This window comes from Nodosilinea sp. AN01ver1 (assembly GCF_050565655.1).
Lineage (GTDB): Bacteria > Cyanobacteriota > Cyanobacteriia > Phormidesmidales > Phormidesmidaceae > Nodosilinea.
Map to the genome: position 1 here is coordinate 1 of NZ_JBNXVS010000039.1, position 25869 is coordinate 25869.

Annotated in this window: 22 protein-coding genes and 1 pseudogene; 14 read left to right on the forward strand and 9 right to left on the reverse strand. The window is 58.6% G+C overall.

The features are described 5' to 3' along the window. The 4 genes and pseudogenes from ACQ4N7_RS22835 to ACQ4N7_RS22850 all read left to right on the forward strand — a co-directional run. Positions 1-143 (forward strand): annotated as a pseudogene (locus tag ACQ4N7_RS22835) (photosystem II q(b) protein); the annotation flags it as partial. 119 nt (positions 144-262) lie between these two features. Beyond that, positions 263-1321: a YgfZ/GcvT domain-containing protein gene (locus tag ACQ4N7_RS22840; protein ID WP_430713749.1), complete on the forward strand. Its 1059-nt coding sequence runs from the start codon at positions 263-265 to the stop codon at positions 1319-1321. Positions 1322-1413: 92 nt separating this feature from the next. Next, the gene (gene gmd / locus ACQ4N7_RS22845; protein ID WP_430713750.1) at positions 1414-2481 is read left to right on the forward strand and encodes a GDP-mannose 4,6-dehydratase; all 1068 of its coding nucleotides are present in this window, start codon (positions 1414-1416) and stop codon (positions 2479-2481) included. 272 nt (positions 2482-2753) lie between these two features. After that, complete coding sequence (locus ACQ4N7_RS22850) at positions 2754-3323, forward strand: DUF2996 domain-containing protein (RefSeq protein ID WP_430713751.1); 570 nt, start codon at positions 2754-2756, stop codon at positions 3321-3323. A gap of 161 nt (positions 3324-3484) precedes the next feature. Here the strand turns inward: ACQ4N7_RS22850 and ACQ4N7_RS22855 are convergent, their stop codons facing one another. Then, positions 3485-4384: an alpha/beta fold hydrolase gene (locus tag ACQ4N7_RS22855; RefSeq protein ID WP_430713752.1), complete on the reverse strand. Its 900-nt coding sequence runs from the start codon at positions 4382-4384 to the stop codon at positions 3485-3487. Between the two features lie 108 nt (positions 4385-4492). Here ACQ4N7_RS22855 and ACQ4N7_RS22860 point away from each other — a divergent pair, with 108 nt between their 5' ends. Next, positions 4493-5716 carry a DUF790 family protein gene (locus ACQ4N7_RS22860; protein WP_430713753.1) on the forward strand — a complete coding sequence of 408 codons (1224 nt, stop codon included), beginning with the start codon at positions 4493-4495 and terminating at the stop codon, positions 5714-5716. On the opposite strand, the gene recG is transcribed toward ACQ4N7_RS22860, so the two are convergent. From recG to rpsB, 4 genes are all read right to left on the reverse strand, one after another. Next, positions 5713-8250 carry an ATP-dependent DNA helicase RecG gene (gene recG / locus ACQ4N7_RS22865; RefSeq protein WP_430713754.1) on the reverse strand — a complete coding sequence of 846 codons (2538 nt, stop codon included), beginning with the start codon at positions 8248-8250 and terminating at the stop codon, positions 5713-5715. The genes ACQ4N7_RS22860 and recG overlap by 4 nt on opposite strands. A gap of 143 nt (positions 8251-8393) precedes the next feature. Beyond that, on the reverse strand, positions 8394-9596 hold the full coding sequence (locus ACQ4N7_RS22870; protein WP_430713755.1) for a hypothetical protein: 1203 nt from the start codon (positions 9594-9596) through the stop codon (positions 8394-8396). Between the two features lie 286 nt (positions 9597-9882). After that, positions 9883-10635: a translation elongation factor Ts gene (tsf, locus tag ACQ4N7_RS22875; RefSeq protein WP_430713756.1), complete on the reverse strand. Its 753-nt coding sequence runs from the start codon at positions 10633-10635 to the stop codon at positions 9883-9885. Positions 10636-10849: 214 nt separating this feature from the next. Further along, on the reverse strand, positions 10850-11629 hold the full coding sequence (gene rpsB / locus ACQ4N7_RS22880) for a 30S ribosomal protein S2 (RefSeq protein WP_430713757.1): 780 nt from the start codon (positions 11627-11629) through the stop codon (positions 10850-10852). 128 nt (positions 11630-11757) lie between these two features. On the opposite strand from rpsB, the gene ACQ4N7_RS22885 reads away from it, so the two are divergent. After that, positions 11758-12645 carry a UPF0104 family protein gene (locus ACQ4N7_RS22885; RefSeq protein ID WP_430713758.1) on the forward strand — a complete coding sequence of 296 codons (888 nt, stop codon included), beginning with the start codon at positions 11758-11760 and terminating at the stop codon, positions 12643-12645. A 12-nt stretch (positions 12646-12657) separates the two neighbouring features. Here the strand turns inward: ACQ4N7_RS22885 and ACQ4N7_RS22890 are convergent, their stop codons facing one another. Then, positions 12658-14085 (reverse strand): NADP-dependent isocitrate dehydrogenase, encoded by a 1428-nt coding sequence (locus ACQ4N7_RS22890; protein ID WP_430713759.1) that lies wholly within the window; start codon positions 14083-14085, stop codon positions 12658-12660. Between the two features lie 334 nt (positions 14086-14419). Here ACQ4N7_RS22890 and ACQ4N7_RS22895 point away from each other — a divergent pair, with 334 nt between their 5' ends. The 5 genes from ACQ4N7_RS22895 (at position 14420) to ACQ4N7_RS22915 (ending at position 17316) form a co-directional block, all read left to right on the forward strand. After that, entirely contained in the window at positions 14420-15055 is a 636-nt protein-coding gene (locus ACQ4N7_RS22895; RefSeq protein ID WP_430713760.1) for a response regulator transcription factor, read from the forward strand. Between the two features lie 67 nt (positions 15056-15122). Then, positions 15123-15827, forward strand: coding sequence for a GUN4 N-terminal ARM-like repeat domain-containing protein (locus tag ACQ4N7_RS22900; RefSeq protein ID WP_430713761.1), 705 nt, complete (start codon positions 15123-15125; stop codon positions 15825-15827). After that, positions 15828-15968, forward strand: coding sequence for a DUF2256 domain-containing protein (locus tag ACQ4N7_RS22905; protein WP_106868355.1), 141 nt, complete (start codon positions 15828-15830; stop codon positions 15966-15968). Between the two features lie 248 nt (positions 15969-16216). Then, complete coding sequence (locus tag ACQ4N7_RS22910; protein ID WP_430713762.1) at positions 16217-17170, forward strand: isoaspartyl peptidase/L-asparaginase; 954 nt, start codon at positions 16217-16219, stop codon at positions 17168-17170. A 5-nt stretch (positions 17171-17175) separates the two neighbouring features. Continuing rightward, the gene (locus ACQ4N7_RS22915; protein ID WP_430713763.1) at positions 17176-17316 is read left to right on the forward strand and encodes a hypothetical protein; all 141 of its coding nucleotides are present in this window, start codon (positions 17176-17178) and stop codon (positions 17314-17316) included. Between the two features lie 175 nt (positions 17317-17491). Here the strand turns inward: ACQ4N7_RS22915 and ACQ4N7_RS22920 are convergent, their stop codons facing one another. From ACQ4N7_RS22920 to gndA, 3 genes are all read right to left on the reverse strand, one after another. Continuing rightward, positions 17492-19009: an amidohydrolase family protein gene (locus ACQ4N7_RS22920; RefSeq protein ID WP_430713764.1), complete on the reverse strand. Its 1518-nt coding sequence runs from the start codon at positions 19007-19009 to the stop codon at positions 17492-17494. 49 nt (positions 19010-19058) lie between these two features. After that, the gene (locus ACQ4N7_RS22925; RefSeq protein ID WP_430713765.1) at positions 19059-20066 is read right to left on the reverse strand and encodes a glutathione S-transferase family protein; all 1008 of its coding nucleotides are present in this window, start codon (positions 20064-20066) and stop codon (positions 19059-19061) included. 567 nt (positions 20067-20633) lie between these two features. Continuing rightward, positions 20634-22058: an NADP-dependent phosphogluconate dehydrogenase gene (gndA, locus tag ACQ4N7_RS22930; protein WP_430713766.1), complete on the reverse strand. Its 1425-nt coding sequence runs from the start codon at positions 22056-22058 to the stop codon at positions 20634-20636. A 573-nt stretch (positions 22059-22631) separates the two neighbouring features. Here gndA and ACQ4N7_RS22935 point away from each other — a divergent pair. From ACQ4N7_RS22935 to ACQ4N7_RS22945, 3 genes are all read left to right on the forward strand, one after another. Further along, entirely contained in the window at positions 22632-23018 is a 387-nt protein-coding gene (locus ACQ4N7_RS22935) for an ArsR/SmtB family transcription factor (protein WP_430713767.1), read from the forward strand. Between the two features lie 101 nt (positions 23019-23119). Further along, positions 23120-25117, forward strand: coding sequence for a heavy metal translocating P-type ATPase (locus ACQ4N7_RS22940; RefSeq protein ID WP_430713768.1), 1998 nt, complete (start codon positions 23120-23122; stop codon positions 25115-25117). A gap of 322 nt (positions 25118-25439) precedes the next feature. Then, entirely contained in the window at positions 25440-25832 is a 393-nt protein-coding gene (locus ACQ4N7_RS22945; protein WP_430713769.1) for a hypothetical protein, read from the forward strand. The last annotated feature ends 37 nt before the right edge of the window (positions 25833-25869 follow it).

Here is a 25869-nt window from a genome sequence, read left to right on the forward strand (position 1 = left end):
TGGATTCTCAGGGACGAGTGATTGGCACCTGGGCTGACGTCATCAACCGGGCGAACCTGGGTATGGAAGTGATGCACGAGCGCAATGCTCACAACTTCCCCCTGGACCTGGCCACTGCTGAGGCTCCCGAAATCATCGGCTAGGCTTTGCTAGTCCATTGATTGAGTAACGAAAAAAGCGCTCCCGACCGGGAGCGCTTTTTTCGTTTGGCACTGGCTACCGCTTTAGAATGGGGCTTAACAGAAAAGACTTAGACAGACACATGATGCAAGCACTTCGGGATTTACAGCAGACCCAGGGAGCCACCCTAACTAGTGACGGGGTTCCCATGTCGTTTGGGCAAGATACTGCTGCTCTAAAAGCGTTATCTACGGGTGCTGTTGTGGTCGATCGCAGCCACTGGGGGGTGATTGAGATGACTGGGCGCGATCGCCTCCGCTTCATCCATAACCAAACCACTAACACCTTTACCCAACGTCAGCCGGGGGAAGGCTGCGACACCGTATTCGTTACCTCTACTGCGCGCACCATTGACCTGACTACGGTCTACGTCACAGAAGAAGCGTTGCTGCTAATAACCTCTCCTGGCCAAGACCAGCGCCTGATCGACTGGATGGACCGCTACATCTTCCCAGCCGACCAGGTATCGCTAGCGAACCTGACCCAGGAGATAGCTGTATTTTCGCTGCTTGGGCCTGGCGGCGCTGGCATCCTAGAGAAATTAGGGATTGAGGTAAAGTCTGACCTGTCCTACGGTCACAATCGGGTTGTTGACTTTCAGAACGCGCCCGTGCGCTTGGCAGTCGGTAGTGGCCTGGGTCTGCCTGGGTATACCCTGCTGGTACCGACTGAGGCCGCAGCCCAGGTGTGGCAGTCGCTCACTGACACCGAAGCAATACCCATAGGAGAAACCCTGTGGCAACAGCTCAGGGTACAGCAGGGCCGTCCCGCTCCAAACCATGAGCTTACCGAGGACTACAACCCGCTTGAAGCAGGGCTGTGGCAGGCTATTTCCTTTGACAAGGGTTGCTACATTGGGCAGGAGACCATCGCTCGACTAAATACCTACCAGGGCGTTAAACAGCAGCTTTGGGGGATTCAGCTTAATGGCACGGCCAGATCTGGAGAACCCATCTGGAGTGGAGATGAAAAAGTGGGTTTGCTGACCAGCGTTGTCGAGGGCACGAATGGGTCTTTGGGGTTAGGCTACATTCGGACCAAAGCCGGTGGGGCTGGCCTAGAGATCACCGCAGGAGACGCTAAGGGGTTAGTTATTGACGTGCCTTTTTTGGCGCGAGGATATTTAACAGCGGGCAGTTGAACCATTGAGGGCATAGGCGGGTAGCCTAAGTGGACGTGCTGATTCTATGTAAACTTGGTAAGTCGAGTATTGCCGTACAAGATTAAATCCCTATGAGTCAACCCAAACGAGCCCTAATCACTGGTATTACCGGCCAGGATGGATCTTACTTAGCAGAGTTGCTTTTAGATAAAGGCTACGAGGTGCATGGCATCATTCGCCGCACCTCTACCTTTAATACCGATCGCATCGATCACGTCTATGTCGATCCTCACAGTGCTGAAGCTCGGTTGTTTTTGCACTACGGCGATTTGACCGACGGCACCATGCTGCGGCGCATTCTAGAGCAGGTGCAGCCTCAGGAGGTTTATAACCTGGGGGCACAGTCCCACGTGCGGGTGAGCTTTGATTCGCCCGAGTATACGGCTGACGCGGTAGGGATGGGTACGCTGCGAATTCTGGAAGCGATTCGCGACTATCAACACCGCACTGGACTAGAGGTGCGCTTCTACCAGGCCGGATCTTCAGAGATGTTCGGCAAGGTGCAAGAGATTCCGCAGAAGGAGACTACCCCCTTCTACCCTCGCAGCCCCTACGCCTGCGCCAAGGTCTTTGCCCATTGGCAAACCATCAACTACCGCGAATCGTACGACCTATTTGCCTGCAACGGCATTTTGTTTAATCACGAATCACCCCGGCGCGGCGAAACCTTTGTGACTCGCAAGATCACCAGAGCCGTGGCGCGCATTGTGGCAGGCCAGCAGAAGAAGATTTATCTGGGCAATCTCGACTCTAAGCGCGACTGGGGCTACGCCAAAGACTATGTGCGGGCCATGTGGCTGATGCTACAGCAAGACCAGCCCGATGACTACGTAGTAGCCACCAATGAAACCCACGCGATCAGCGAGTTTTTAGACATTGCCTTTAACCACGTCAACCTTGACTGGCACGACTATGTTGAGTTTGACCCTCGCTACCTGCGGCCTGCCGAGGTAGATCTGCTGATTGGCGATGCCACTAAGGCCAAGCAAAAACTCGGCTGGGAGCCCAGCGTTACCTTTGAGGAACTGGTGCACCTGATGGTTGAGAGCGACCTGGAGGCCGTGGGCATTTCCCACGGCAATGGGACTAACTCTGATACGGCCACCATTCGCAAAGCGCTGCTTAACCTAGCGCCTTAGAACTAAGCGATCGCCTCTAAGCAGGGGCTGTGCCAGGGCTGCTGACAACGGCTCAGGCGGCTAGTTTGAGCAGAACGAGGTGACACACCAGCACTATACGCTCAAGCGGGTTGTCAAACGCAAGACGGTATCTTCTCCAAGAGTAGGTACCGTTTTTTGTCGGTCAGGCCATGCGTTTTAGAAGCCTTTCCTCTACTATGAGAAAGAACAATTAGGCGTGTGGCTCAGCTCGCTGAGTTCTATCACTTGTTGCTGTTTTAGGTTTTCGGTTTATGGCGGACGAGAAGATGGCTGACGACAAAACTCCTTCGGCAGAGTCTGCTCCGGCAGAGGGCGCGCCTGCCTCAGCAGAGAAATCAGAGGCAGCGGCATCAACGCCTAAGGCGGCTGAAGCAAAGGCTGCCCCTAAGAGCCCTAAGGCAGACGCTGGGGCCGCACCCAAGGCGGCTAAGAAAGAAAAGCCTCCGGCGCTAGAAGACAAGCCGTTTACTGAGTTTATTGAGCAGCATTTTATTCCGTCTTTGGAAACAGCCCTCAAAGAAAAGGGGCTGGACGATATTCAGCTCACGCTTGATCAGCAGCCTCTGGGCGTGTTTGGCGTTAGCGATGGGGAAAGCTACTGGCACGTCAAGGGCAAATGGCGACGGGGCGATCGCCAGTTTAATATTGCCTTCACCAAAGACGACATCTCTAGCCCCAAGCTGTTCTACTTTGCCGACAAAGGCTCCCAGCCCAGCACGATCGAGCAATTCATGGGTGATGAGCGCAAGATTACCCTAGACTTGCTGGTGCTGTTTACCCTGCGGCGGCTCAACGGCCAGAAGTGGCTAGCGCGGAACTGAGTAGGCGGGTGAATGGGTAGACGGGTGAATGAGTGGATGGGTAGGTGAGTGAGCGGACTCGCCTGAGACACCGATTTTCACAGTTTGGACCTGGGTTGTATAGCGGCTTGTATCTAGCGCTTTGAGCATGTGCTGAATGGCCTAATTGCTCTGGCGGTGACTTAGCTGCTGTAGGTGACGAGGAACTGACGGAGCAGCCCGGTGACAACGGCGGGGTGCTCAACGTGCGGCAGCACGCCAGAGTCAGGGACTTCGATGACCTGCCGTACGGCTTTAGGGTTGAGGCTGGCCAGCCGCTTGACCATGGCCGGGGCCGAAAATCGTGACCCGGCCCCCAGAACAAATGTTGTGGGGGTTTGCAGCTGAGTGATGTAGCGCGATAGGTCAAAGCTAATGTCGCCACTGAGGGAAGCCAGGGCAGCGTATTCGGCATTGGGCTGTTGAGTACAGGCCAGGTAAGCCTGCACAATATCTGGGGTAATGCGGCGAGGGTCGGCAAACAGAAACGTCGAGAGAAACGATCGCACCGCCAGTTCATTCGCCGCCCCGACCTGATACAGCAGTTTGTCTACCCCAGGGGTGCTGGCTAAGATGGCGGGCAGGCTGGCTTTGTAGTCGCGGCCAAAGTCGCTGTTGCCGGAAGGTGAGACCAAAAACAGGCCCTTGAACAAATCGGGGCGCAGACCCGCCAGGCGAATGACGACTCCGGCCGTCAGGGAGGTAGCTGCGACCAAAGCTGGGGGTTCAGCGATCGCCTCCAGCAAGTGAGTGAGCATGCCAAAATAATCGTCCACCGAGTAGGTGCGAGCGGGGTGGGTCGACTGGCCCCAGCCGATCAGGTCGGGGGCGATGACTCGGTGGGTAGCGCCAAAGGCCGCATAGACCTTTGACCATTCAAAAGCAGAGGAGCCGCCTCCCAGACTGTGCAAAAACACCAGGGGCGGACGGGTAGTATCATCGTCTCGCTGCCAGGGCCAGCCGCCGGGCGTGTAGTAGGCCATCACCCCCAGGTCGGTGGCTAGGGCCTGCTGAATAAAGCCCAGGGGCTGGAAGTTGAGCATGGTCATATCCGGTAAGATTCAGGGCGACGGGGCAAGACGTAACGATTCTACAACCTGTCTCTGTGGTTCAATCTTAGGGCTATCTGCCCGCTCGAAGTAGTTTAGGGGGTGAGACTCACGTTACCGAGCGATTTACTAATTCATCGATTTCAAGGGGAGGGATTGCAGCCCAAGCGGCTGGCGCTGGATGGGGCCAATCGGGCGATCGCAGCCGATCTGATCCAGCTCTTTCAGCAGCAGGTGGGCCAAACCCAGGGCGACCTCAACCGCCAGCTTCAAGACCTGGAGGGCGAAGACACCAACTACCGCATCAAGCGCGGGCTGGCCCACATTTTGCGCAATAGCTTTGCCACCTTTGACGTCGTTAGCCCCCTGGAACCAATTGAGCTACGGCGGCGGGTGTTTGCGCTGGCGGCCCAGGGTGTTCCGTCTGCTGCTGCCACCCAGGCCACCCTGACAACCCTGGGACAACAACTCTCTGAGGAACTGGATCGCGAGGTATCAGTGGCTGACCTGCGCCAGGGGCTCTACGCCGATCGCCAGGACAATCACATTCTGATCGAGTTCGACGCTCCCACGCCCGACGCTCTAATTCACCGCTACAACCTGTCGCAGACCCAGGGGGTGTTTTACAAAGCCAGCGACCTGGTCATGCACCTGTACCGCAACGACCCCGGCCAGTACAAGCTCATGTTTCGCTACCTGAAGCTGTTTCGGCTGATGACCTATATCGAGGGCGACGCCGATCAGGGTTTTACCATCACCATCGATGGCCCCGCCAGCCTGTTTAAGCCCAGCACGCGCTACGGAGTCGACATTGCCAAGCTGATTCCTGCTATTCTGCACGTCAGCAAGTGGCGACTGACGGCGACCCTGCAAATGAAGGACAGCTACACCCAGCAGGTAAAGCCGCGCCAGTTTAGCCTCGATAGCGACTGCGGCCTGGTCACCCATTACCCGCCGGGCAAAACCTACGACAGCATGATTGAAGAGTCATTCGTGAGCCGCTGGCCCGCCAAAACCCCCTGGCGGCTAGAGCGGGAAGTTGACCTGGTGCCCCTGCCCGGCAGCGTCATGATCCCTGACTTTCGCGTGGTGCACCCCGACGGGCGCGAGTACTTGCTGGAGATTGTTGGCTACTGGCGGCCTGAGTATCTGCGCAAAAAGTTTGCCCAGGTGCGCAAGTCGGGGTGCGATAACCTGATTTTGGCGGTGTCAGAACGGCTCAACCTGGAGAATGCTGGGGTGGATATGGCCAACGTCCCGGCTCAGGTGGTGTGGTTTAAGACCAAGCTTCAGCCCAAGGTAGTGCTAGAGGTGCTAGGAGATTAGGTCATGATGGTGCCGCCCATCAGTTTTTCGTAGCGGCGCTGAAGTTCTTTGGCGAGTTTGGGCCAGCGGGCCAGTTCCGGATCTTCCTTCAGCAAGGCTTCCGCTGCCTCACGGGCCAGCATCAGCACGTCTTGGTCTTCAATCAAACTCGCCAGGGCAAAATCGGGCAGGCCCGACTGACGGGTGCCCAGCACTTCCCCAGGGCCGCGAAAGCGCAGGTCCATCTCGGCGATAAAGAAGCCGTCTTGGGATTGCTCTAGCACCTTGAGCCGTTGCAGGGCCTGTTCGCTGCGACTGCTGCTGAGCAGGAGGCAAAAGGATTGCGCTGCCCCTCGCCCCACCCGGCCCCGCAGCTGGTGCAGTTGAGACAGGCCAAACCGTTCGGCATGCTCGATCAACATGACTGAGGCATTGGGCACGTCTACCCCGACTTCCACCACCGTTGTAGAGACTAAAATGTGCGATTCCTGGTTGCGGAAAGCGGTGATAGCGTCATCTTTCTCAGCGGAAGACATCCGTCCGTGGAGCAGGCCAACGGTAAACTCAGGAAAAATGACCTCCGCCAGCCGCTGGTGCTCCTCCACGGCAGATTTGAGATCCAGCTTTTCGGACTCCTCGACCAGGGGCAGCACCACGTATACCTGGCGGCCCTGGGCGATCTCGCGCTTGATCAGGTCGTAGGCGTGGGGGCGTTCTTTGCTGGTCAGCAGCGTGGTTTGAATGGCTTTACGCCCAGGCGGTAGTTCATCAATTTGGCTGACATCCAAATCGCCGTGCATGGTTAGCGTCAGCGTGCGGGGAATGGGGGTAGCGGTGAGGGTGAGCACATGGGGGTTGGTGCCTTTTTGGGTTAACCTAGCCCGCTGCTGCACGCCAAAGCGGTGCTGTTCGTCGATTACCACCAGGCCGAGGTCGCGGAACTGGACTGGGTCTTCGATCAGGGCGTGGGTGCCGACGAGGATAGGGAGTTCTCCGGTCGCTAGCTCGCCCAGCATTTTGCGGCGCTTGGCGGCGCGGGTGGAGCCGGTGAGCAGTTCGACCGGCAGGTGCAGCTGATTGAACCACTCCACCAGCTTGCGGTAGTGCTGTTCGGCCAGCACCTCGGTGGGAGCCATAATGGCGGCTTGATAGCCAGACTGAATGGCGGCGAGGGTGGCGACAACAGCGACAACGGTTTTACCAGAGCCGACATCTCCCTGCACCAGGCGGTTCATAGGGATGGGTTTTTGCAGATCGGCGAGAATGTCGTTGACGACCCGCTGCTGCGCCCCGGTGAGACTAAAGGGAATAATGCCGTAGAAACTGTCGATCAGCGCCCCGGTGGGGGCCAGGCTGATGGCGGTCTGCTGGGCCTGCTGCTGCTGGCGGCGGCGCAGCAACCCGAGCTGGAGGTAGAGAAATTCGTCGAACACCAGGCGGCGGCGGGCCTGGGCCAGGGTTTCTTCGTCGTTGGGAAAATGGATTTGAGCGATCGCATCCCCCACCTTAATCAGCTCATACTTCTGCCGCAGATCCGCAGGCAGGGGATCTTGCAGCTCTGGCACCGCCGGTAGGGCGGCGGCGACGGCTTTGCGCACCAGGTCGGCGGGAACGCCTTCGGTGAGGGCATACACCGGCACCATGCGGCCAATGGTGAGCGACTCAATGCGATCGCTCATACTGTCCAAAACCTCCAGGTGCGGATCTTCGAGCGTGACCCCAAATTTGCCGTCTTTGACCAAGCCCGAAGCGGCCACGATCGCCCCCTGGGGGTACTGGCGCTTTTGCTGCTGCTGCCAGCTCGGGGTGGCGTAGCGGTTGCCGGGGTAAAAGCGGTTGAGCTTGAGGGTGCCGCTGCCGTCCGAGAGCTGTAGCTCAAAAATGGTCAGCTTTTTGTTGCGGGGGCTGGTGAAGCAGTTGACCCGCTTGACGGTGCCGACGATGGTGACGGTTTCGCCCGCTTCGAGATCGCGAATTTTGACCTGCTGAGCGTAGTTGATGTGGTCGCGGGGGTAGTAATAGAGCACATCCTGCACGGTGAACAGGCCCAGCTTGGCGAGGCGATCGCTGTTCTTGGGGCCAATGCCCTTCAGGTAAGTGACCGGCTGATCGAGGCCAAAGCGAAAGCTGCCCGTACCAGTCGCCTCCGCTAGCTGAGTCGTTTTAGGGGTAGCTTTAGAGGACTTAGAGACCTTGGACGCAGCAGATTTTTGACCGTCTGCAGCGCTACCTTCCCGAGCCCGCAGAGATTTAGTCTCGGCAAACTTTTCCAGCAGGCGCTGGGTGCTGTGCAAAAAACGGCGGGTTTCGGCCACCAGGTGCTGGCGCTGGGCAAAGCTGAGATCGCTGTAGCCGTCGTACTTTTGGGCCAGGTTTTGCCAGGCCTGCTGCTGGTCAGCGGCAAGAATTCCAGGGGGCTGTTGCAGACTGTCGCGCAGAAACTCGCTAAAGCTCTGCTGCTTGCCCACCAGATTGTTGAACCCGGTATCGGCCTCAACCGAGAGCGCCCGCTGAAGGCGCACCCAGTCAGCCGGAGGAGATTGTGTCTCGGTCATGCGTTCTTCCCCAGCCCTAGGGTGTTTCATCAATTCCGGCCAGGATATTTAGGATACCAGCGCTGCCCCGCCCGACGACAAAACTTGGCTAGGGACGGTAACGGCTGATCCTTAGACTGCCAACGGTTGATTAATGACAGCCTCTAGCGGGAATTGTCGTCGTACCAAACCGATCGCCAGGCTTGTTCAGCTTGAGCGATCGCCAGCTCCCGCTCGGCCTGCTGGTACTGCTTGCCCAGCTTGCGCAGGCGGCCAACCGCCGTTCGCAGTTTGCTGCGCCAGAGAGCCGACTGCACGTCGCTAAACTCGATATCGCCCAGACGCAGGTGAACAGCGGCCAGGTGAGTCATGGTGCCTTCGAGGGCCTCTTCGTCCTCCTCAGAAATTTCTGTGATTTCGGCCTCGGCCTCCTCGCCGTCTTGCTCAGCGCGCTCCAGCTCCGAGGCCACATCGCTCGCCATCGCCACCAGCACGTTCAGCACGTTGGGCACCGATCGCCCTTTAGGAGCCGCTACATCAGCATCTGAAGCGACCTCTAGCACCGATTCGGGCAGGTCGGGAATAACTTTGGCCTTTCTCAACAAGTTATTGGCCTTTTTAGACACTCGCTCCAGCACGGCGCGAATCATCTGCTCCAGAATGAGGTGGTGCTTGGCCACCAGAGCGGGCGTCAGCGGATCGCCCGTAAAGGGGCGATCGCTAAAAGTCTCCTCAATCTCGTTGGCCATTGCGGCCATAATTACCGACTGCATCAGCGCTTTGGGATCAATTCCGGCGGCTGGCTCAGTCTCGCTATCGGCTTTGTCGCGGCCCGATTCTGGCAAAGTGTCCTCTAGGGGCAGCGGAGAAGGATCTGAAGCGGCGGGAGCGGCTTCAGCTGCGCTCCCAACAGCCCTGCTCTCATCACCCTCATCACCCTCATCACCCTCACCGCCCCCAACCCCAGGCTCTGCCGAAGCCTCACCCGCCCCTGACGGCTGGGCCATAGAAACCAGAGCAGCCTCTAAACGGTTGAGATCCTCAGGGTTGAGGCGCTGGGTAAGGTCAATCTCCGCAGCCGTTTGACCAGGTTCCATGAGCTGCTCTAGCCAGCCCTGGGCTTTGTGCCCCAGGTTTTGCATCGCCTGCTGCAGACGAGTGCGATCGCTCACGGTCAGCGCCAAAAAATCTTCAGGATAAACCTGGGTACAGAGGTGGTAGGTAGCCATAATCACCTGCTGCCGCATGGCCTGGCCCAGCACCGACAGATAGGTCGAGTAAAGTTGGCTAAACTCTGCGGCTAGCGTGGCGGTAGCACCCTCTAGCGTGCTGAGATCTTTGCGAATGCTTTCAACTGGCCTTACCATGCCTCTCTACCCATGCCATACCTGATTATAGGAATATTCCAAGTCCCGCTTAGGATTTGTAGGTTTCCATTGGCAAAACTCTACCTCTGGACTTGAATTTGGTCTATAGCCATCGCCACAGCGGTTAGGGCCTCTCGTATCCTTCTAAAGCGATGGCTATACGCCATGGCGCTGTCCCAGTTTTGGCCGTGGTAGGGGCCACGTTCTGAGTGCCACGGCCAGAGCTATCTACAAAAACGGGGGCGCAATAACAGCACCCCCGTCCCCTAGCCTACGAAGGCTGTACTTACTTTTTCTTCTTCTTTTTTGCCGGTTCTTTGGCGGGTTCTTTGGCCGCTTCTGGAGCGGCGGGTTCAGGGGCGGGCTCTGGTGCAGCTTCCTTCTTCATGCCAGTCTGGGCAGCAACTTCATCGGCAAAGTTGGTCTCTTCTTTTTCGATGCCCTCACCCAGCACAAACCGAGAGAAGCGGCGCACCTGAATATTTTCGCCCAGCTTAGAGATTGCCTGCTTAATCAGCTCTTCCACCGAGATATTTTGATCTTTGATGAACGGCTGATCCATCAGAGACAGCTCTTTTAACCGCTTTTGAATGCGGCCTTCGACAATCTTTTCCTGCATGGCGGCAGGCTTATTGGCGATATCGTCGCGGCCCATTTCAATGGATTTTTCTTTCTCAGCCACATCAGCGGGAATGTCGCTGACGCGCACGTACTCCACGTTGGGGCAGGCGGCAATCTGCATGGCCACATCGCGCACCAGAGTTTTGAATTCGTCGCGGCGGGCGACGAAGTCGGTTTCGCAGTTCATCTCTACCAGCACACCGACCCGGCCACCAGTGTGAATGTAGCTGTCAACTAGCCCCTCAGCAGCAACTCGGCCCTCTTTCTTAGAGGCAGACGCAATACCTTTTTGACGGAGCCATTCAACGGCTTTTTCAATGTCGCCGTCATTTTCTTTGAGGGCTTTTTTACAGTCCATCATGCCTGCGCCGGTCTTATCGCGCAGGTCTTTAACGAGCTTTGCAGAAATTTCTGCCATGGTGATTTAACGTCCTAACGCGCTGTCGTCGAACTCAATACAAACAAAGGGGAAATACCTTAGTTCAGCTTAAACCCCTGAGGCCCCTTTCGGAGGATGCTTCGTAGTAACCCTACCCCCCTTGAACCAGGGGGGTATTGGGGAACCCGCTGAGCAATAGGATGGCGAGAATAGCCTTCTCTTCAGGCCAAAATAGAGCCGAAGATACTAAGCCCTAATCTTCGTCGCTATCGGCCGCAGGAGCATCGTAGCCGTACTCGTCATCTTCGGCACCATCGTAGTCGTAGTCGTCGTCATCGCCGCTCGACTGACCGCCGTGGGAGCCCTCGTAGATGGCGTCGGCCAGCTTACCGAGGATCAGCTTAATCGAGCGAATGGCGTCGTCGTTACCAGGGATGGGCACATCCACCAGGTCGGGGTCGCAGTTGGTATCTAGCAGCGAAATGATGGGAATGCCGAGCTTGTGGCATTCTGAGACGGCGTTGTATTCGCGCTTGATGTCGACAATGATGGCGACATCGGGCACCTTACGCATGGTTTTAATGCCACCCAGGTACTTTTGCAGCTTCTCCAGTTCACGGCGCAGCACGGCGGCTTCTTTTTTGGGGCGCAGGTCAATGGCACCCATCTCTTCCATGCGCTCCAGCTCTTTCAGGCGGTTGGCGCGAGATTTAATCGTCTCCCAGTTGGTCAACATGCCGCCCAGCCAGCGCTGGTTGACGTAGTGAGACCCGCAGCGGCTAGACTCCTGGGCCACAATACCGGCTGCCTGGCGCTTGGTGCCAATAAACAGAAACTTTTGGCCCTGCTCAGCGGCGCTGCGGACAAAGCTGTACGCCTCTTCCATCAGCTTGGCCGTTTGCACCAGGTCAATGATGTGAACCCCATTGCGGGCGGTGAAGATGTACTGATCCATCTTCGGGTTCCAGCGGCGGGTTTGGTGGCCGAAGTGAACCCCAGACTCAAGTAGCTCGGGTAGAGTAATAACGGGCATTTGGTTTTGACTCCTTTCGGGTTAATCCTCCATTCGAACGTGCTTTCCCAGCGGGAAAGACCCGAAAATTCGAATGTGCGATTTTGACAACTTTACTAGGTTATCACAGTGGGAGCGCGGTTGTAGCCTTGCTGAAACGTTATCTGCGCTGGGTGATTGTGGCTGCCGCGATCGCATTTCTAGCCCACACCTTGGCCAGTCATTGGAGCGAGGTCACCGCCATTCGTCTCCGCACCAACGGCTTTGCCCTGCTGTCGTCGGCCCTGGGGGTTACGCTGTTAGCTCATTGCTGGTCGGGCTGGGTCTGGAGCTGGATTTTGCAGGCGTTGCAGCAGCCGGTGTCGGGCACCTGGAGCACACCGGTCTACCTCAAAACCAACTTACTGAAGTACCTGCCCGGTAATGTCTGGCACTTCTATGGCCGGGTACGTGCGCTGGGAGAAATCGGCGTGGCTCGGGGGCCAGCGATTGTCGGCGTAGCGCTAGAGCCACTGCTGATGGCCGCCGCCGCCCTGCTGCTAGGGTTGGCTAGCCCCACCCGCTACTGGCCAGGACAGATTGCGGTGCTGGGCTTTGTACTGGCAGCGGTTCACCCCCGCTGGCTCAACCCAGTTATGAATCGTCTGGGTCAGGCCAAGGTCAAGGATCAGAACCCGGAACCGCTTCCCCCCGCCGCACTGCACCGCTATCCCTTCAAACCTTTGGTGGGCGAACTGGGCTTTGTACTGCTGCGGGGACTGGGGTTCGCACTGGTGGTAAACGCAATCAGTCCGCTACCGCAGACCATGTGGCTCCTGGTTGTGAGCCAGTTTAGCCTGGCCTGGCTGGCGGGGCTGGTGATCCCCGGTGCACCGGGGGGGCTGGGGGTGTTTGAGGCGATCGCCGTCACCCTGTTGCAAGATGCTCTATCAACGGGGGTTATTCTCAGCGCAGTGGCGCTGTACCGCCTAGTGGGCACCCTGGCCGAGGCCCTGGGGGCAGGGCTGGCCGTGGTAGGCGATCGCGTGAAACTGTAGGGTAACCTGTTCTCAATCCTCGAAGTGACGGACGATCGCCTCGGCAAACTCCGAACACTTCAGCGGCGGGTTGACCGGCGGCTCCATCAGGCGGGCCAGGTCATAGGTGACTTCGCGGGAGGCGATCGCGCCCCCAATCCCCTTCTTAATCAAATCAGCCGCTTCCTGCCAACCCATGTACTCCAGCATCATGACGCCGGAGAGAATTACCGAGCCGGGGTTGATGCGATCGAGGCCAGCGTGCTTGGGGGCGGTGCCGTGGGTGGCCTCAAAAATGGCGCAGGTGTCGCCAATGTTGGCCCCTGGCCCCATGCCCAGCCCGCCGACGATCGCCGCTGCCGCATCCGATAGATAATCGCCATTCAGGTTCATAGTGGCCAAAATGGAATACTCATCGGGCCGGGTCTGGATCTGCTGGAAGATGCTGTCGGCAATGCGATCATTGACCATGATTTTGTCCTTCCACTGGCCGTTGCCGTGGGTGTCCCAGATGGCGGCGAGAGTGCCCTCGACTTCGGCATGGATGGCCGCTTTTTTCTCAGGGGTGAGGGCGTCGTAGCCGGGCTCAATCTGGCGGGCGTTGTCTTCGGTAGAGAGGTCAGGGTTGGCCTCTTTGTTGCCCAAAATCCACGACTCGCGCTCGGTCACGCAGTCGGCTCGAAACTCGCTGGTGGCTAGCTCGTAGCCCCAGTCGCGGAAAGCCCCCTCGGTATATTTCATGATGTTGCCTTTGTGCACCAGGGTGACCTGCTGCTTGGCTTTGGGCAGGCGCAGGGCGTGCTTCATGGCGCGGCGCACCAGACGCTGGCTGCCGGTTTTGCTGATCGGTTTAATGCCAATACCCGAGTCGAGGGGAATCTGCTTTTTGCCGTGTTCAGGAGTGGCTGGGATCAGCTCAGTATTAAGGTATTTGATGAGCTGGTCGCCGAGCGGGTCACCTTGCTTCCACTCGATGCCCAGGTAAATATCTTCGGTGTTTTCTCTATAGACAATGACGTCGAGCTTTTCGGGGTTGCGGTGGGGAGAAGGGGTGCCAGCATAGTACTTGCAGGGGCGCACGCAGGCGTAGAGGTCGTTAATTTGCCGCAGGGCCACGTTGAGCGATCGAATGCCGCCCCCCACAGGCGTTGTCAGCGGGCCTTTAATGGCCACGCCATACTCTTGAATCGCCTTCAGCGTGTCGTCGGGCAGGTACTGGTAGGTGCCGTACTGTTCACAGGCTTCGTCGCCAGCATAGACTCTGAACCAAACAATCTCGCGTTTGCCGCCGTAGGCTGCGGCCACTGCCGCATCAAACACCCGCTGCGCCGCAGGCCAAATGTCTACCCCCGTTCCATCGCCACGGATGTAGGGAATGATAGGCATGTCTGGTACAACAGGTTCGCCATCTTTGAAGGTGATGCGTTCGCCTACTGCCGGGGGAGTGATCCGTTCGTACATCGCAAATTGCCCGCAAACGACAAAACAAACCATAGTCTAATGCGCTTTAACCCATATTTTTGCGCGTTGAACAACGAATTAGGTCTGGGCCTAAAATCCCTGAGCTGCGATGGGTCTATCACTCAGCCTGAACAGTGGATTGTAGCGAGTTTGACTCGGGTGCCTTCTATTGCGGTGATTCCCCCGGCCCTCCTTTGAGAGCCGTTATAGCGGCGCGGTGCTGTGTCCTCTCAGCTCAGGAGCTTTCGGTTTCGGATAGCCGGTTGTCCCTCTCGGTGGTTTTGCCTGCCCCCTTCTACTTCGCTGTCTTGTGTACCTATAGGGTTCTAGATCCATGAGCACTGTTCTAGTTGTTGACGATGACGCCACCATGCAGCTGGCCCTGACCCGACGCCTGCAAGATCAGGGCTTTGATGTGGTAAATGCGACCTCCGGGGAGGAGGCGCTAGAGCTGTTTACAACCAGGGTGGCCGATGTTGTGGTGTCAGACGTGATGATGCCGGGCATGAATGGGTTTGAATTTTGCCACCTGCTGCGCTCCAAACCCGAGGGCGAGATGGTGCCGTTTATCTTTCTCTCTAGTTTGGGAGAGTTGACCAATCGGGTGCAGGGCCACCTGCTGGGGGCCGACGACTACCTGGTGAAGCCATTCTCAGCCCAGGAATTAATTGCCAAGGTGAAGGGGGCGATCGCGCGATCGCAGCGTCTTCACAGCGCCCTTGAGCGCATGGTCGAAAAAACGAGCAAACCCGCTCCCCTACCCCTTACCCCCGCCGAAGAGCGCGTTTTTTGGGAAGTGGTGCAGGGCTTTACCAACAAGCAGATTGGTGAACGCCTCTTTCTCAGCCCTCGCACGGTACAGACCCACCTCAGCAACATGCTGACTAAACTCAACCTGGACAATCGATCGCAGATTGTGCGCTTTGCCTTTGAGCAGGGCTATCGCATGCCGGAGGGGGAAGGGGAGTAGGTGAGGGCCGCCACTGATGCCATATCATGGGTAAAGGGCACTCCTATGACTGACGTTAGCGGTATCTATGGTTTCGGACAGCGACACACTGGTGGATTTGCGCGATCGGTTGCGGGGCGATTCGCTTAAGAAGCAGCTTTCGGCGGTGCACGAACTGCTGGCCCTGGGGCAGGACGGTCTTGAGGTGTTGACCGCTACCCTGCTGGAGCGCAGAGATGAGCCAGCTACCATTTTAGACGGCAAGATTTTTCAGATGCTCTACGCTACAGAGCAGGAAAATCTACGCGGGTTGCTCACCCAGCACTGGCCCCAGGGACGGCTAGAGATGCCGTCGGAGCAGAGCATCGACTATAAACCGCTGCAAGATTTACTGATTAAGCAAGACTTTGAGGAAGCCGATCGCCTCACCCTGGCGAAGCTGTGTGAACTGGCAGGGCCGACGGCGATGAAGCGCAAGTGGGTCTACTTTACTGAGGTCGAGCAGTTTCCGACCGTCGATTTGCAGACCATCGATCGCCTGTGGCTGGTCTACTCCGAGGGCAAGTTTGGCTTCTCGGTGCAGCGGCGCATCTGGCTCAGCCTGGGCCAAAACTGGGACAAACTCTGGCCCCGGCTGGCCTGGAAAGACGACAACATTTGGACCCGCTACCCCGGCGGCTTTGTGTGGGATTTGAGCGCTCCCGATGGTCACCTACCGCTCTCTAATCAGCTGCGGGGCGTACGAATGATGGCTTCGCTGCTAGCCCACCCCGCCTGGACGGAGGAGGCGTAGGTGGCGAAACAGCGGGCCAAGGCCGACTTACCCACCAAGGTGTGCCCAGTGTGCCAGCGCCCCTTTACCTGGCGCAAAAAATGGGCCGACTGCTGGGATGAGGTGAAGTACTGTAGCGATCGCTGTCGCCGCCGCCGCTAGCCTAAAATTAAGCCATTCTCGCCAGGCTGAACCATGTCTACTAACAGCCTCTATGACACTGATTTTTATGCTTGGATGGTGGAGCAAGCTAACCTTCTGGGCGATCGCCACTGGGACAAACCAAGTTTTGGCTGAAGCTTTTTATTCGGGAGACCCCAGCCAGCTAGACTAGCCGCGCGATCGCCTACGCTACAGTCCTACAGCGACCAACCCCTTAAAATTAAAATGCATTTCAAGGGGCAGATACCATGACGCAGACGTTACCAAAGGTCATTATCCACGGGGGGGCTGGCAGCGCCCACGGCCACAGGGAGCGACTGGTAGCGCTGCGCGAAGATTTGTACAGCATTGTCAATCAGGTCTACAGCAAAGCTGAGGCTGGGGCTAGCGCCCGCGATTGTGTAGTGCTGGGCTGCCAGCTGATGGAAGATTCGCCCCATTTCAACGCGGGCTACGGCTCGGTGCTGCAATCCGATGGCCAGGTGCGCATGAGTGCGGGGCTGATGGATGGCGAGGCCCAGCGGTTTAGCGGCATTATCAACGTGTCGCGGGTGCGGCACCCAATTGACCTAGCGGCCTACCTGCAGCCCTTCCCCGATCGCGTGCTGTCTGATTTGGGGGCGGCTGAGCTAGCCCGCGAGATGGCGATCGCGCCCTTTGACCCGATCACCGACCTGCGCCTGAAAGAATGGATGCAGGAGCGGGCCAACAACTTTCAAAGTCCGATGGCCGGGGTGGTCGCGGAGGCCGTCGAAGTACCCGCGACCTCTGAGAGCCGACGGGGCACGATCGGAGTGGTGGTACTCGATATGGAGGGCCGGCTGGCGGCGGGCACCTCCACCGGAGGCAAAGGCCTGGAGCGACTGGGCCGCGTCAGTGACTCGGCCACCCCGGCAGGCAACTACGCCACGGGCGCGGCAGCAGTGAGCTGCACGGGCATTGGCGAAGACATTCTCGATGAGTGCCTGGCGGCCCGTATTGTCGTGCGGGTAACCGACGGCATGGAGATTGGCGCGGCCTTTGCCAAATCGTTTGCGGAGGCGGCGGAGCGGGGGCGAGATTTTGGCGCGATCGCCCTTAGCCATCAGGGAGAGATTGCCTGGGGCAAAACCAGCGAGGTACTGATCGCGGCCTACCATACGGGCGAGGGCATCGGCGATACCCTAGAGTTAGACTCAGGTACCCTAACTGGAGTGGTGTAACCGCTATGGCTGACCCCAATTCTCCCAAACGCAATCCGGCGGCGGCTGAGAAAAACGTGCTCAAAATCGACGTGCCGACCCTGATGGTCATTTTGACCGCGCTGATTTTGCTGCCTCTGCTGGCAACAGGGTTTATTTCCCAGTAGCTTTTCCCCAAGATCGGGTCAGTTCCCCCCCCCCATCCGGGTGCCCTAGCTCGGCCTGGCACCCTAGTTTTGGGGCTTTGCCGCTCATTTCTGCTGCTCAATTAAAGATGCAGCTCAGCCGAACAATCCAGTGCAGAGCCTTGAAACGAGGGGCAGCGAATATTGAACCAGCGTTCTAGGTGCGGGAGTTAAAGGCCATATAGGGCGTCAGAGGCGGTATTTCCCAGCGGCTATACCAGTTGGCCAGGTAGGGTTTTAGCTCGGTCACCAGGGCGCGGCGCTGATGCGGGGCGGACTGGGCCTCAAGCTCAGCTGCGATCGCCTCTCCGACCGCCTGCAAATCAAACCCCGTCGGCAACCCCGATCGCAGCACCACTTTACCCCCCACCAGCACTGTGTCCACATCCATCGCTTTAGCCCGCGTCAGCAGCAGGGAGAGCGGGTCAACATCGGGGGCCACCCAGGGCCAGGTGAGGCGATCGCAGTTGACCAGCACCACATCGGCCTGGTAGCCGGGGGCCAGCTTGCCAATGCGATCGGCTTGCCCCATTAGCTTGGCCCCGCCCGTAGTCGCCATTGCGAAAATATCCCGGTAGCTGGGGGCAGGGTGGCCCAGCTGTGGCTGGCGGTGCAGCCGAGCCGCCAGCCGCATTTCGGCAAACATATCCTCGTCGTCACCCAGGGTGTTGCCGTCCATCCCCAGACCCACCGTTACGCCAGCGGCCAGCATGGCGTTGAGGGGGGCAATTCCGGCCCGCAGCCGGAGGTTGGAGCTGGGGTTGTGGCTGACGGCGGCCCCGGTGGCGGCCATGATTTCAATATCGGCTTCGGTGAGCCAGGTGCCGTGGGCGATCGAAAATCGGGGGCTGAGCACGCCCAGCTCTTTCAGGTGAGCAATCAGCGACTGGCCGTAGAAGCGGGGGCCAATCAGCTTTTCGGGCAAGGACTCCAGAGCGTGGGTCTGCACCTGAGTTCCCAATCGTTCTGCCGCCTCGACAATGTGCACCAGCAGCGCGTCGCCCACCCACTGCGGCCCCGGCGGTCCAAACCAGACGTCAATGTGGGAATGAGCCTGGTAGCGCTTCACCAAATCGGTGATCAGCGCCAGATAATCTGCCGGGGCCAGAGTCTGAGTCATGGGCACCAGTTCTGTCAGCTGCTGCCGCAGTCCACTGGGCAGAGTCGCCAAAAATGCCTGATCTTCTTCGTGCACCAGGTAGCTCTGGTAGTTAGCGCCAGGATTCAGCGCTACCCGCATCCCGGCCTGCTCGTAGGCCTTGAGCCGAGCGGCTAAATCGTCAAAGCAGGCCTCAGCATCGCCCGAAATCCGCGATACGTCTACCACCGTTGTCACGCCGCTTTGCAGGAGCTGGGCAATGCTGAGCAGCGTTTTAAGCTGGGTATCCTGGTTCCTCAACCCCAGGTTGGCCAATAGCCACAGCTCTAAAAAGTCGTCGTCAATACCCTGGAGCGAATTGGGCACGCCATTGCTGTGGTGGTGGGCGTTAACTAGCCCCGGCATGAGCGCAAACCGCTCCGACCCCAGCACCTCGGCCTGGGGATACTGGGCGCTCAGCGCATCCCAAGTGCCAACGCTCAAGATCTTGTCGGCCTGAATAGCGATCGCAGCGTCAGTCAAAACGCTCTCGCCCGTCAGCACCCAGCGGCCTCGAATCAAGCGGATATCGGTCATCGGAGTAAGTTATCCCTGTTTGGGGTGAACTGCGTGGATGGGCGATCGCTCACAACGTCGGTAGCGCGTCAACCGGAGCCTTCAAATACGCCAAATCTGGCCCAGCGGGAATGATCCCGCCGGGGTTGAGCGGAAACAGGTTGCCGTAGTAGTCGCGCTTAACCGCCTCAATATCGCAGGTTTCCGCCACCCCCGGCAGCTGGTACAGACGCCGCAAATAAGGCCCCAGGTGGGTGTAGTCTTGAATGCGGCGGCGGTTGCACTTAAACAAACTGTAGTAGACCACATCAAAACGAAACAGCGTTGTAAACAGCCGCACATCCGCCAGCGTCACCCTGTCGCCACAGAGGTAAGGGCGATTCCCCGCAGGGGACGCTGCGCGATCGCCCAGCGCCCGTTCGATTGCATCCAGCTCGTCAAACAGCTCGCCCACAGCGCGATCGTAAGCCGCCTGAGTTTGAGCAAAACCGCAGCGATACACGCCATTGTTCACCGCCGAGTAGATGCGATCGTTCCACCGATCAATCTCTGTACTGAGGTGTTCTGGATAGAGATCTACCTCAGGGTGCGTCGCCCACTCGTCAAACGCCTCATTCAAAATCACGATGATCTCAGCGCTCTCATTGTTGACGATGCTCGCCGTCCGCGTATCCCACAGCACCGGCACCGTCGCCCGTCCGCCGTACCCCGGCTGCGCCTGACGATACAGCTCCGGCAGCGTGCGGCAGCCGCGAAACGACCTCTCAAACACCCAGCAGCCCTCATCGGGCGACGGACTGACCGGGATGATCGCGATCGCCCCCTCCAACCCCTTCAGCGCCCGCGTCACCAACGTTCGGTGCGCCCACGGACACCCCATCCCCACAATCAAACTGTAGCGATTGACCTCCGGCGGATACCCACCTCCCGGTTCGATCCGCTGGCGAAACTCACTCTCCGGCCGCTGATAGTCACCTCCCTTACTGCTCGGAGCCATCTGCCCCATCATTGTCTGCCACAGCGTCGTCCAGACCTGCTTAGCAGCACGAATCAGCAAACCCGGCGGAAGACCAGCCATAGCACTCTTGCGGTAGGGGATGTTTTTACTATAAAGAAGTTCGAGCGGTGCATCGCTGCGCGGATGCACCCTACAAAAGGCCCAAGCCTCTCAATCAACCTCAGCCACCAAAAGGTCAATGGGCAGAACAGACGTTTAAACCGATGACAGGTCCGTCCTTTCCGTGAGGTGAAGGACGGCGGAACGTCCTTCTCGTAGGCCGAAGGACGCGCGAAGCTGGGGGTCTGGGGCCAGCGAAATGGCCCCGGCAGTAGATCTGGCTTTTAGACCAGATTGTGCGCCGCGATGGTCAAAGACCCGCCCCAAAGGGCGATCGCCAACCCACGCTATCCGGCAAGTCCCTCCACAAAGCGTATTTCAGTAGGCGTGTTGCGGTGTCGAAAAGCCGTAATTTTGTGGTGGGCAGTGCCCACCCTACGCTGGATTTAAGCCAGAGATATTGCATTGGGCGAACACCCATATGCCTCGGGCATGGCTACGCCAACGCCCCTACGGCAAAAAATGCCGCCGACCCAAAAGGGATCGACGGCAACACTGTGAAGTGAGCGATTACCTACAGATAACGCCCTAAACCCGCGCCGGAGCCTTCGTCCATTCCGTATGGAACGTACCCTCCTTATCAACCCGCTGGTACGTGTGAGCCCCAAAGTAATCGCGCTGGGCCTGGGTCAAATTCTGCGGCAGGCGATCGCGCCGGTAGCTGTCGAAGTAATCCAGTGACGCGCTAAACGCCGGCACCGGAATCCCAAACGTCGCCGCCATCGCGATGACCTCACGCCAGGCCGACTGGCGATCGAGAATCGTCTGCTTAAACTCAGGGGCCAGCAGCAGGTTCGGCAGGCTGGGGTTCTCATCGTAAGCGTGCTTGATCTTGTTCAAAAAGCGCGCCCGAATAATGCAGCCCCCCTTCCAAATCCGAGCCGTCTCACCCAGGTTGACATCGTACTCATAGGCCTTAGACGCCGCCCCAATCAGCGCCATACCCTGGGCGTAGGAGCAAATCTTCGAGCAGTACAGCGCATCGCGAATTTTATTGATCATCGCCTTGGTATCGCCGTCAAAACTCGCCGAGGGGCCGCTCAGCTCCTTCGAAGCCGCCACCCGCTCTTCTTTAATCGACGACATAATCCGCGCATTCACCGCCGCCGTAATCGTCGGAATGCCCACCCCCAGCTCTAGGGCGCTCATCACCGTCCAGCGCCCGGTGCCCTTCTGGCCCGCCGCATCCATAATCAGCTCGACCAGGGGCTTGTTTGTATCGGGGTCGATATTGGTGAAAATATCGGCGGTAATTTCAATCAAAAAAGAATCCAGCTCTTCGGTGAGATTCCACTCGGCAAACACGTCAAAGAGCTGCTTGTGGTCGAGGCCCAGCACGTTCTTCATCAGGTCGTAGGCTTCGGCAATCAGCTGCATGTCGCCGTACTCGATGCCGTTGTGCACCATTTTGACGTAGTGGCCAGCGCCGCGAGGGCCAATGTAGGTGACGCAGGGGCCATCATCGACCTGGGCGGCAATTTTTTTGACAATCGGCTCGATCGAGTCGTAGGCCGCGCGGGTGCCGCCGGGCATCAGGCTGGGGCCGAGCAGCGCCCCCTCTTCACCACCGCTGACCCCCATGCCGATAAACCGCAGGCCGGTGGACTCCAGATCCTTGGTGCGGCGCTCGGTGTCTTCGTAGAGGGAGTTGCCGCCGTCCATAATCATGTCGCCGTCATCCAGCAGGGGGCGCAGCTGGTCAATCACGGCATCGACCGGGGCACCCGCCTTTACCATGACCAGAATGCGCCGGGGCCGCTCCAGCGACTGCACAAACTCTTCCAGGCTGTAGGTCGCCTTCACGTTTTTGCCCTGGGCTCGCTTTTCCATAAAGCGCTCGGTCACCGCAGCGGTGCGGTTGTACACCGCCACCGGAAAGCCCTTGCTCTCAACGTTGAGCGCCAGGTTCTCACCCATAACGGCGAGGCCAATTACACCAAAACTCTGTGCCATATCAATCTCTCGGTAACAGTTCGGTCAAACGTCGGAAACGGGTGTCTACGGAAAACTATGGAGGGTCTGGATGAATAGAACATTAATGGGACGCCGATAGCCCGTCGGGCCGGTTTACTCCCTTGGGGGCGGCTAAGCCAACGACCATCGCATCAAATCTGTCAACAGACTAAACAACTTTTTCCAGATGGCCATGCACTCAAAGGTTTTCTTTAGGTGTGAGGCCGAAAAGCCAGGAATCTCTGACCTTTGAGGGAATTTAAGTAACCTTAAGACGAAGAACTTCAGACCTTTGGCACCCGTCTATGATCTGTCCACAGGACGATGTGTGATTGCGTAGCCGAGCTTAGCTGCGCCCAGCCTAGGCGTAGCCTCGCCTACCGACCATCAAATCGTGTCTTCTAAAATACTGATTGATCGCTTGGGCGTAATCTCTCTTTTGAGCCAGGTCTAGCCCTGTCGAGGTTATTTCGGCGATCGCCCCTCCCAGGCCCTGACCTCCGACCATCCAGACAAATACTCGACCGTAACGATTGTCAGTACCCTAGAGATGGTGCTGTTATGGGTATTTGAGTGGCTAATTCGTATTCTTCAAAACCATACTCCCCGGATGCGCCCGCCTGCGCCGAGTCGCTGGTGCATTTAGACAACGTGCGCCAGGTGCAGCCCGAAGTGCTGAGCACCGAAAAGGCGCAGCGAATGGCGGAATTTTTTAGCGCCCTCTCTGACCCCCACCGGCTCAAGCTGCTGTCGGCTCTGGCCCAGCAGGAGCTGTGCGTCTGCGACCTGGCGGCAGCGGTCAAAATGGGCGAGTCGGCGGTGTCGCACCAGCTGCGGGTGCTGCGATCGCAGCGTTTAGTCAAGTACCGCCGCCAGGGCCGCAATGTCTATTACAGCCTGGCCGACGGCCACATTGCGGCTCTTTACCGCGAAGTGGCTGAGCACCTGGAGGAGAGTTAGCCAGGCCGAGGCTATCCATTTTTTGAATGGAATGCCGCCTGGAGATCATGTATCATCTGAATAATCGTTCAGATATTCAGAAGTTCTCGACAGGTATTTCTATGGCAGAGCCCAACGCCAAATCCAGCGCTCCGCGCGCCCACGGCTGCTGTGCCGACGACCACGGCACCAGCCAGAGCCCACCCCCTGTCGAGACCCACGACGACTGCTGCGGCCACGACCACGGCTCTGATGAGTTCAACCTGCGGCGCGAGCTGACCCCGATCGCGATCGCGGCGGTGCTGCTGGCGATCGGGCTAGGGTTCCACGAGGCATTGCACAATACCCCCTGGGCGATCGCCGAGTACGCCGTGCTGCTGCCCGCCTACCTGATCAGCGGCTGGGGCGTGCTGACCACGGCGGGGCGCAACATTCTGCGGGGCCGCATCTTTGACGAAAACTTTTTGATGACCATTGCCACCCTGGGGGCGATCGCCATTCACGAAATTCCTGAGGCGGTGGCGGTGATGCTGTTCTTTCAGGTGGGGGAGCTGTTTCAGGGCTACTCGGTGGGGCGATCGCGCCGCTCGATCAAAGCCCTGCTGGCGGTGCAGCCCGATACCGCCAACCTCAAGGTCGATGGCGACATTCGCCAGGTGACGCCCGATACGGTCAGGGTCGGCGACCTGATCTTGGTGCGCCCCGGCGAAAAAGTGCCCTTAGATGGCGAGGTTCTAGAGGGGTCGTCGCTGGTGGATGCCTCGGCCCTGACCGGAGAATCGGTGCCCTACACCGTCGCCCCCGGCGAGACCGTGCTGGCGGGAATGATCAACCAGTCAGGGTCGCTGACCGTGCGGGTGAGCAGGCCCTTCACCGAGTCATCGATCGCCAAAATCCTGGATCTGGTCGAAAACGCCAGCAGCAAAAAAGCCGACACCGAAAAATTCATTACCCAGTTTGCCCGCTACTACACCCCGGTGGTGGTGTTCCTGTCGCTGGCGGTGGCGCTGCTGCCGCCGCTGCTGATTCCTGGGGCCACCCGAGGCGAGTGGGTCTACCGCGCCCTGGTGCTGCTGGTGATCTCCTGCCCCTGCGGCCTGGTAATCAGCATTCCGCTGGGCTATTTTGGCGGCGTAGGGGGGGCGGCCCGGCGCGGCATTTTGGTCAAAGGCTCGACCTACCTCGACACCCTGGCTCAGGTCAAAACCGTCGTTTTCGACAAGACCGGCACCCTCACCCAGGGCAACTTTCGCGTCACCGACATCGTCACCCACAACGGCTTGAGCTCTGCCCAGCTGCTGAAGCTAGCCGCCCAGGCCGAAGCCCAGTCTAACCATCCGGTGGCCCAGTCCATTCGCCAGGCCTACGGCGAGCGCATTGACGAATCTGGCATTCAGGACTACGAAGAAATTCCTGGCCACGGCGTTCGGGCTCAGGTAAACGGGCGCACCGTGCTGGCGGGCAGCGATCGCCTCCTGCACCGCGAAGCCATTCCCCACGATGTTTGCGTAGTTGAGGGCACCGTCGCCCACCTGGCCGTCGATGGCGAGTACAGCGGCCACATTCTGATTGCCGACGAGCTGAAAGCTGACGCCGTCGCCGCCATTGGCGCTCTCCACGCCCAGGGCATCGCCACCGCCATGCTGACCGGCGACAGCCAGTCGGTCGCCGATCGCATTGCCCGCCAGCTGGGCCTCGACCAGTACCGGGCCGAACTGCTGCCCGAAGATAAGGTGGCGGCCCTGGAAGAATTTTTGCATCGCGCCCATCAAACCAGCGACAAAGTGGCGTTTGTGGGCGACGGCATTAACGACGCCCCGGTGATTGCTCGGGCCGACGTAGGCATGGCCATGGGCGGACTGGGGTCGGATGCGGCGATCGAAACCGCCGACGTGGTGATCATGACCGACGCGCCTTCTAAGGTGGCCGAAGCGATTCAAATTGCCCACCGCACCCGGCGGATTGTCTGGCAGAACATTGGGTTTGCGCTGGGGGTGAAGGCGCTGTTTATTGCCCTGGGCGCGATCGGCATCGCCACCCTCTGGGAAGCGGTATTTGCCGATGTCGGCGTGGCCCTGCTCGCCATTCTGAATGCCGGGCGCGTGCTCAGGCAGAGCTAAAAGAAGGCGGATGGTTTTTGGAGAGCAGTGTTGGCTGACCCAAATCACACAACCCGATTCCAATCAGGCGGCCTACCTGGGGGATAGGCGCAGCCAAAGCCAACGGCTTTACGGTGTTGGCCCAACCCAACCGGGGTCAATTAAGGCAGATTCGGCACCAGAGGATAGGGTTTGGCTACTACCCCAACGTTCTACCCTTGGGTAGATACTCTGCCGGTCTGGTCAGTTTTCTCCAGATTCTGTAGCCTTTGCAGCTGTCAGATCAGATGAGTACCGCAACAATAGCCCTACGTTGTGACGTTCTCTCTCTCTCAATTTGGCTATGAACCTCCTCTCTCGGTCTGCACTGGTGGCATCTGTGGCGGCGGCTGGTCTACTGGCTGTTTCTGCTGTGCCCGGCAATGGCGCAATGGGCTGTCCGTTCTCCAAGTTCGATGCGCCCCAGACCATGACTTGCGGCGATTTGCCGGGTGGGTGGTGGGCGTCATCTCCAGACGGCAACGTCCTGGGGGCGACGCTAGGTGGTTTGGCGGCAATGGTGGCTCTGCTGACGGGCGGCACTGTGCTCATGCGACAGCGCTGGCTGGCCCAGTCTGCCGCCGCTAATGACGCCGACCTAGACGCGGAGGCTGATTTGAGTCTAGTGACCGAAACCGTTTTGGTATCTGAGCCAGCCGAAATTGAGAGCGAGGTGGCCCTGGCCTACCGTCGTTAGAGCGTGATCGTGGTTAAAAATCTCCTTGAGTAGCTGA

Bases quoted from the DNA above. Each gene is read 5' to 3' on its own strand.
- ACQ4N7_RS22910 (WP_430713762.1), top strand. From the start codon at position 16,217: ATGACGCAGACGTTACCAAAGGTCATTATCCACGGGGGGGCTGGCAGC.
- ACQ4N7_RS22890 (WP_430713759.1), bottom strand. From the start codon at position 14,085: ATGTACGAACGGATCACTCCCCCGGCAGTAGGCGAACGCATCACCTTC.
- recG (WP_430713754.1), bottom strand. From the start codon at position 8,250: ATGACCGAGACACAATCTCCTCCGGCTGACTGGGTGCGCCTTCAGCGG.
- gndA (WP_430713766.1), bottom strand. From the start codon at position 22,058: ATGGCACAGAGTTTTGGTGTAATTGGCCTCGCCGTTATGGGTGAGAAC.
- gmd (WP_430713750.1), top strand. From the start codon at position 1,414: ATGAGTCAACCCAAACGAGCCCTAATCACTGGTATTACCGGCCAGGAT.
- ACQ4N7_RS22925 (WP_430713765.1), bottom strand. From the start codon at position 20,066: ATGGCTGGTCTTCCGCCGGGTTTGCTGATTCGTGCTGCTAAGCAGGTC.
- ACQ4N7_RS22915 (WP_430713763.1), top strand. From the start codon at position 17,176: ATGGCTGACCCCAATTCTCCCAAACGCAATCCGGCGGCGGCTGAGAAA.
- tsf (WP_430713756.1), bottom strand. From the start codon at position 10,635: ATGGCAGAAATTTCTGCAAAGCTCGTTAAAGACCTGCGCGATAAGACC.
- ACQ4N7_RS22900 (WP_430713761.1), top strand. From the start codon at position 15,123: ATGGTTTCGGACAGCGACACACTGGTGGATTTGCGCGATCGGTTGCGG.
- rpsB (WP_430713757.1), bottom strand. From the start codon at position 11,629: ATGCCCGTTATTACTCTACCCGAGCTACTTGAGTCTGGGGTTCACTTC.
- ACQ4N7_RS22945 (WP_430713769.1), top strand. From the start codon at position 25,440: ATGAACCTCCTCTCTCGGTCTGCACTGGTGGCATCTGTGGCGGCGGCT.
- ACQ4N7_RS22850 (WP_430713751.1), top strand. From the start codon at position 2,754: ATGGCGGACGAGAAGATGGCTGACGACAAAACTCCTTCGGCAGAGTCT.
- ACQ4N7_RS22855 (WP_430713752.1), bottom strand. From the start codon at position 4,384: ATGCTCAACTTCCAGCCCCTGGGCTTTATTCAGCAGGCCCTAGCCACC.
- ACQ4N7_RS22940 (WP_430713768.1), top strand. From the start codon at position 23,120: ATGGCAGAGCCCAACGCCAAATCCAGCGCTCCGCGCGCCCACGGCTGC.
- ACQ4N7_RS22870 (WP_430713755.1), bottom strand. From the start codon at position 9,596: ATGGTAAGGCCAGTTGAAAGCATTCGCAAAGATCTCAGCACGCTAGAG.
- ACQ4N7_RS22840 (WP_430713749.1), top strand. From the start codon at position 263: ATGATGCAAGCACTTCGGGATTTACAGCAGACCCAGGGAGCCACCCTA.
- ACQ4N7_RS22920 (WP_430713764.1), bottom strand. From the start codon at position 19,009: ATGACCGATATCCGCTTGATTCGAGGCCGCTGGGTGCTGACGGGCGAG.
- ACQ4N7_RS22895 (WP_430713760.1), top strand. From the start codon at position 14,420: ATGAGCACTGTTCTAGTTGTTGACGATGACGCCACCATGCAGCTGGCC.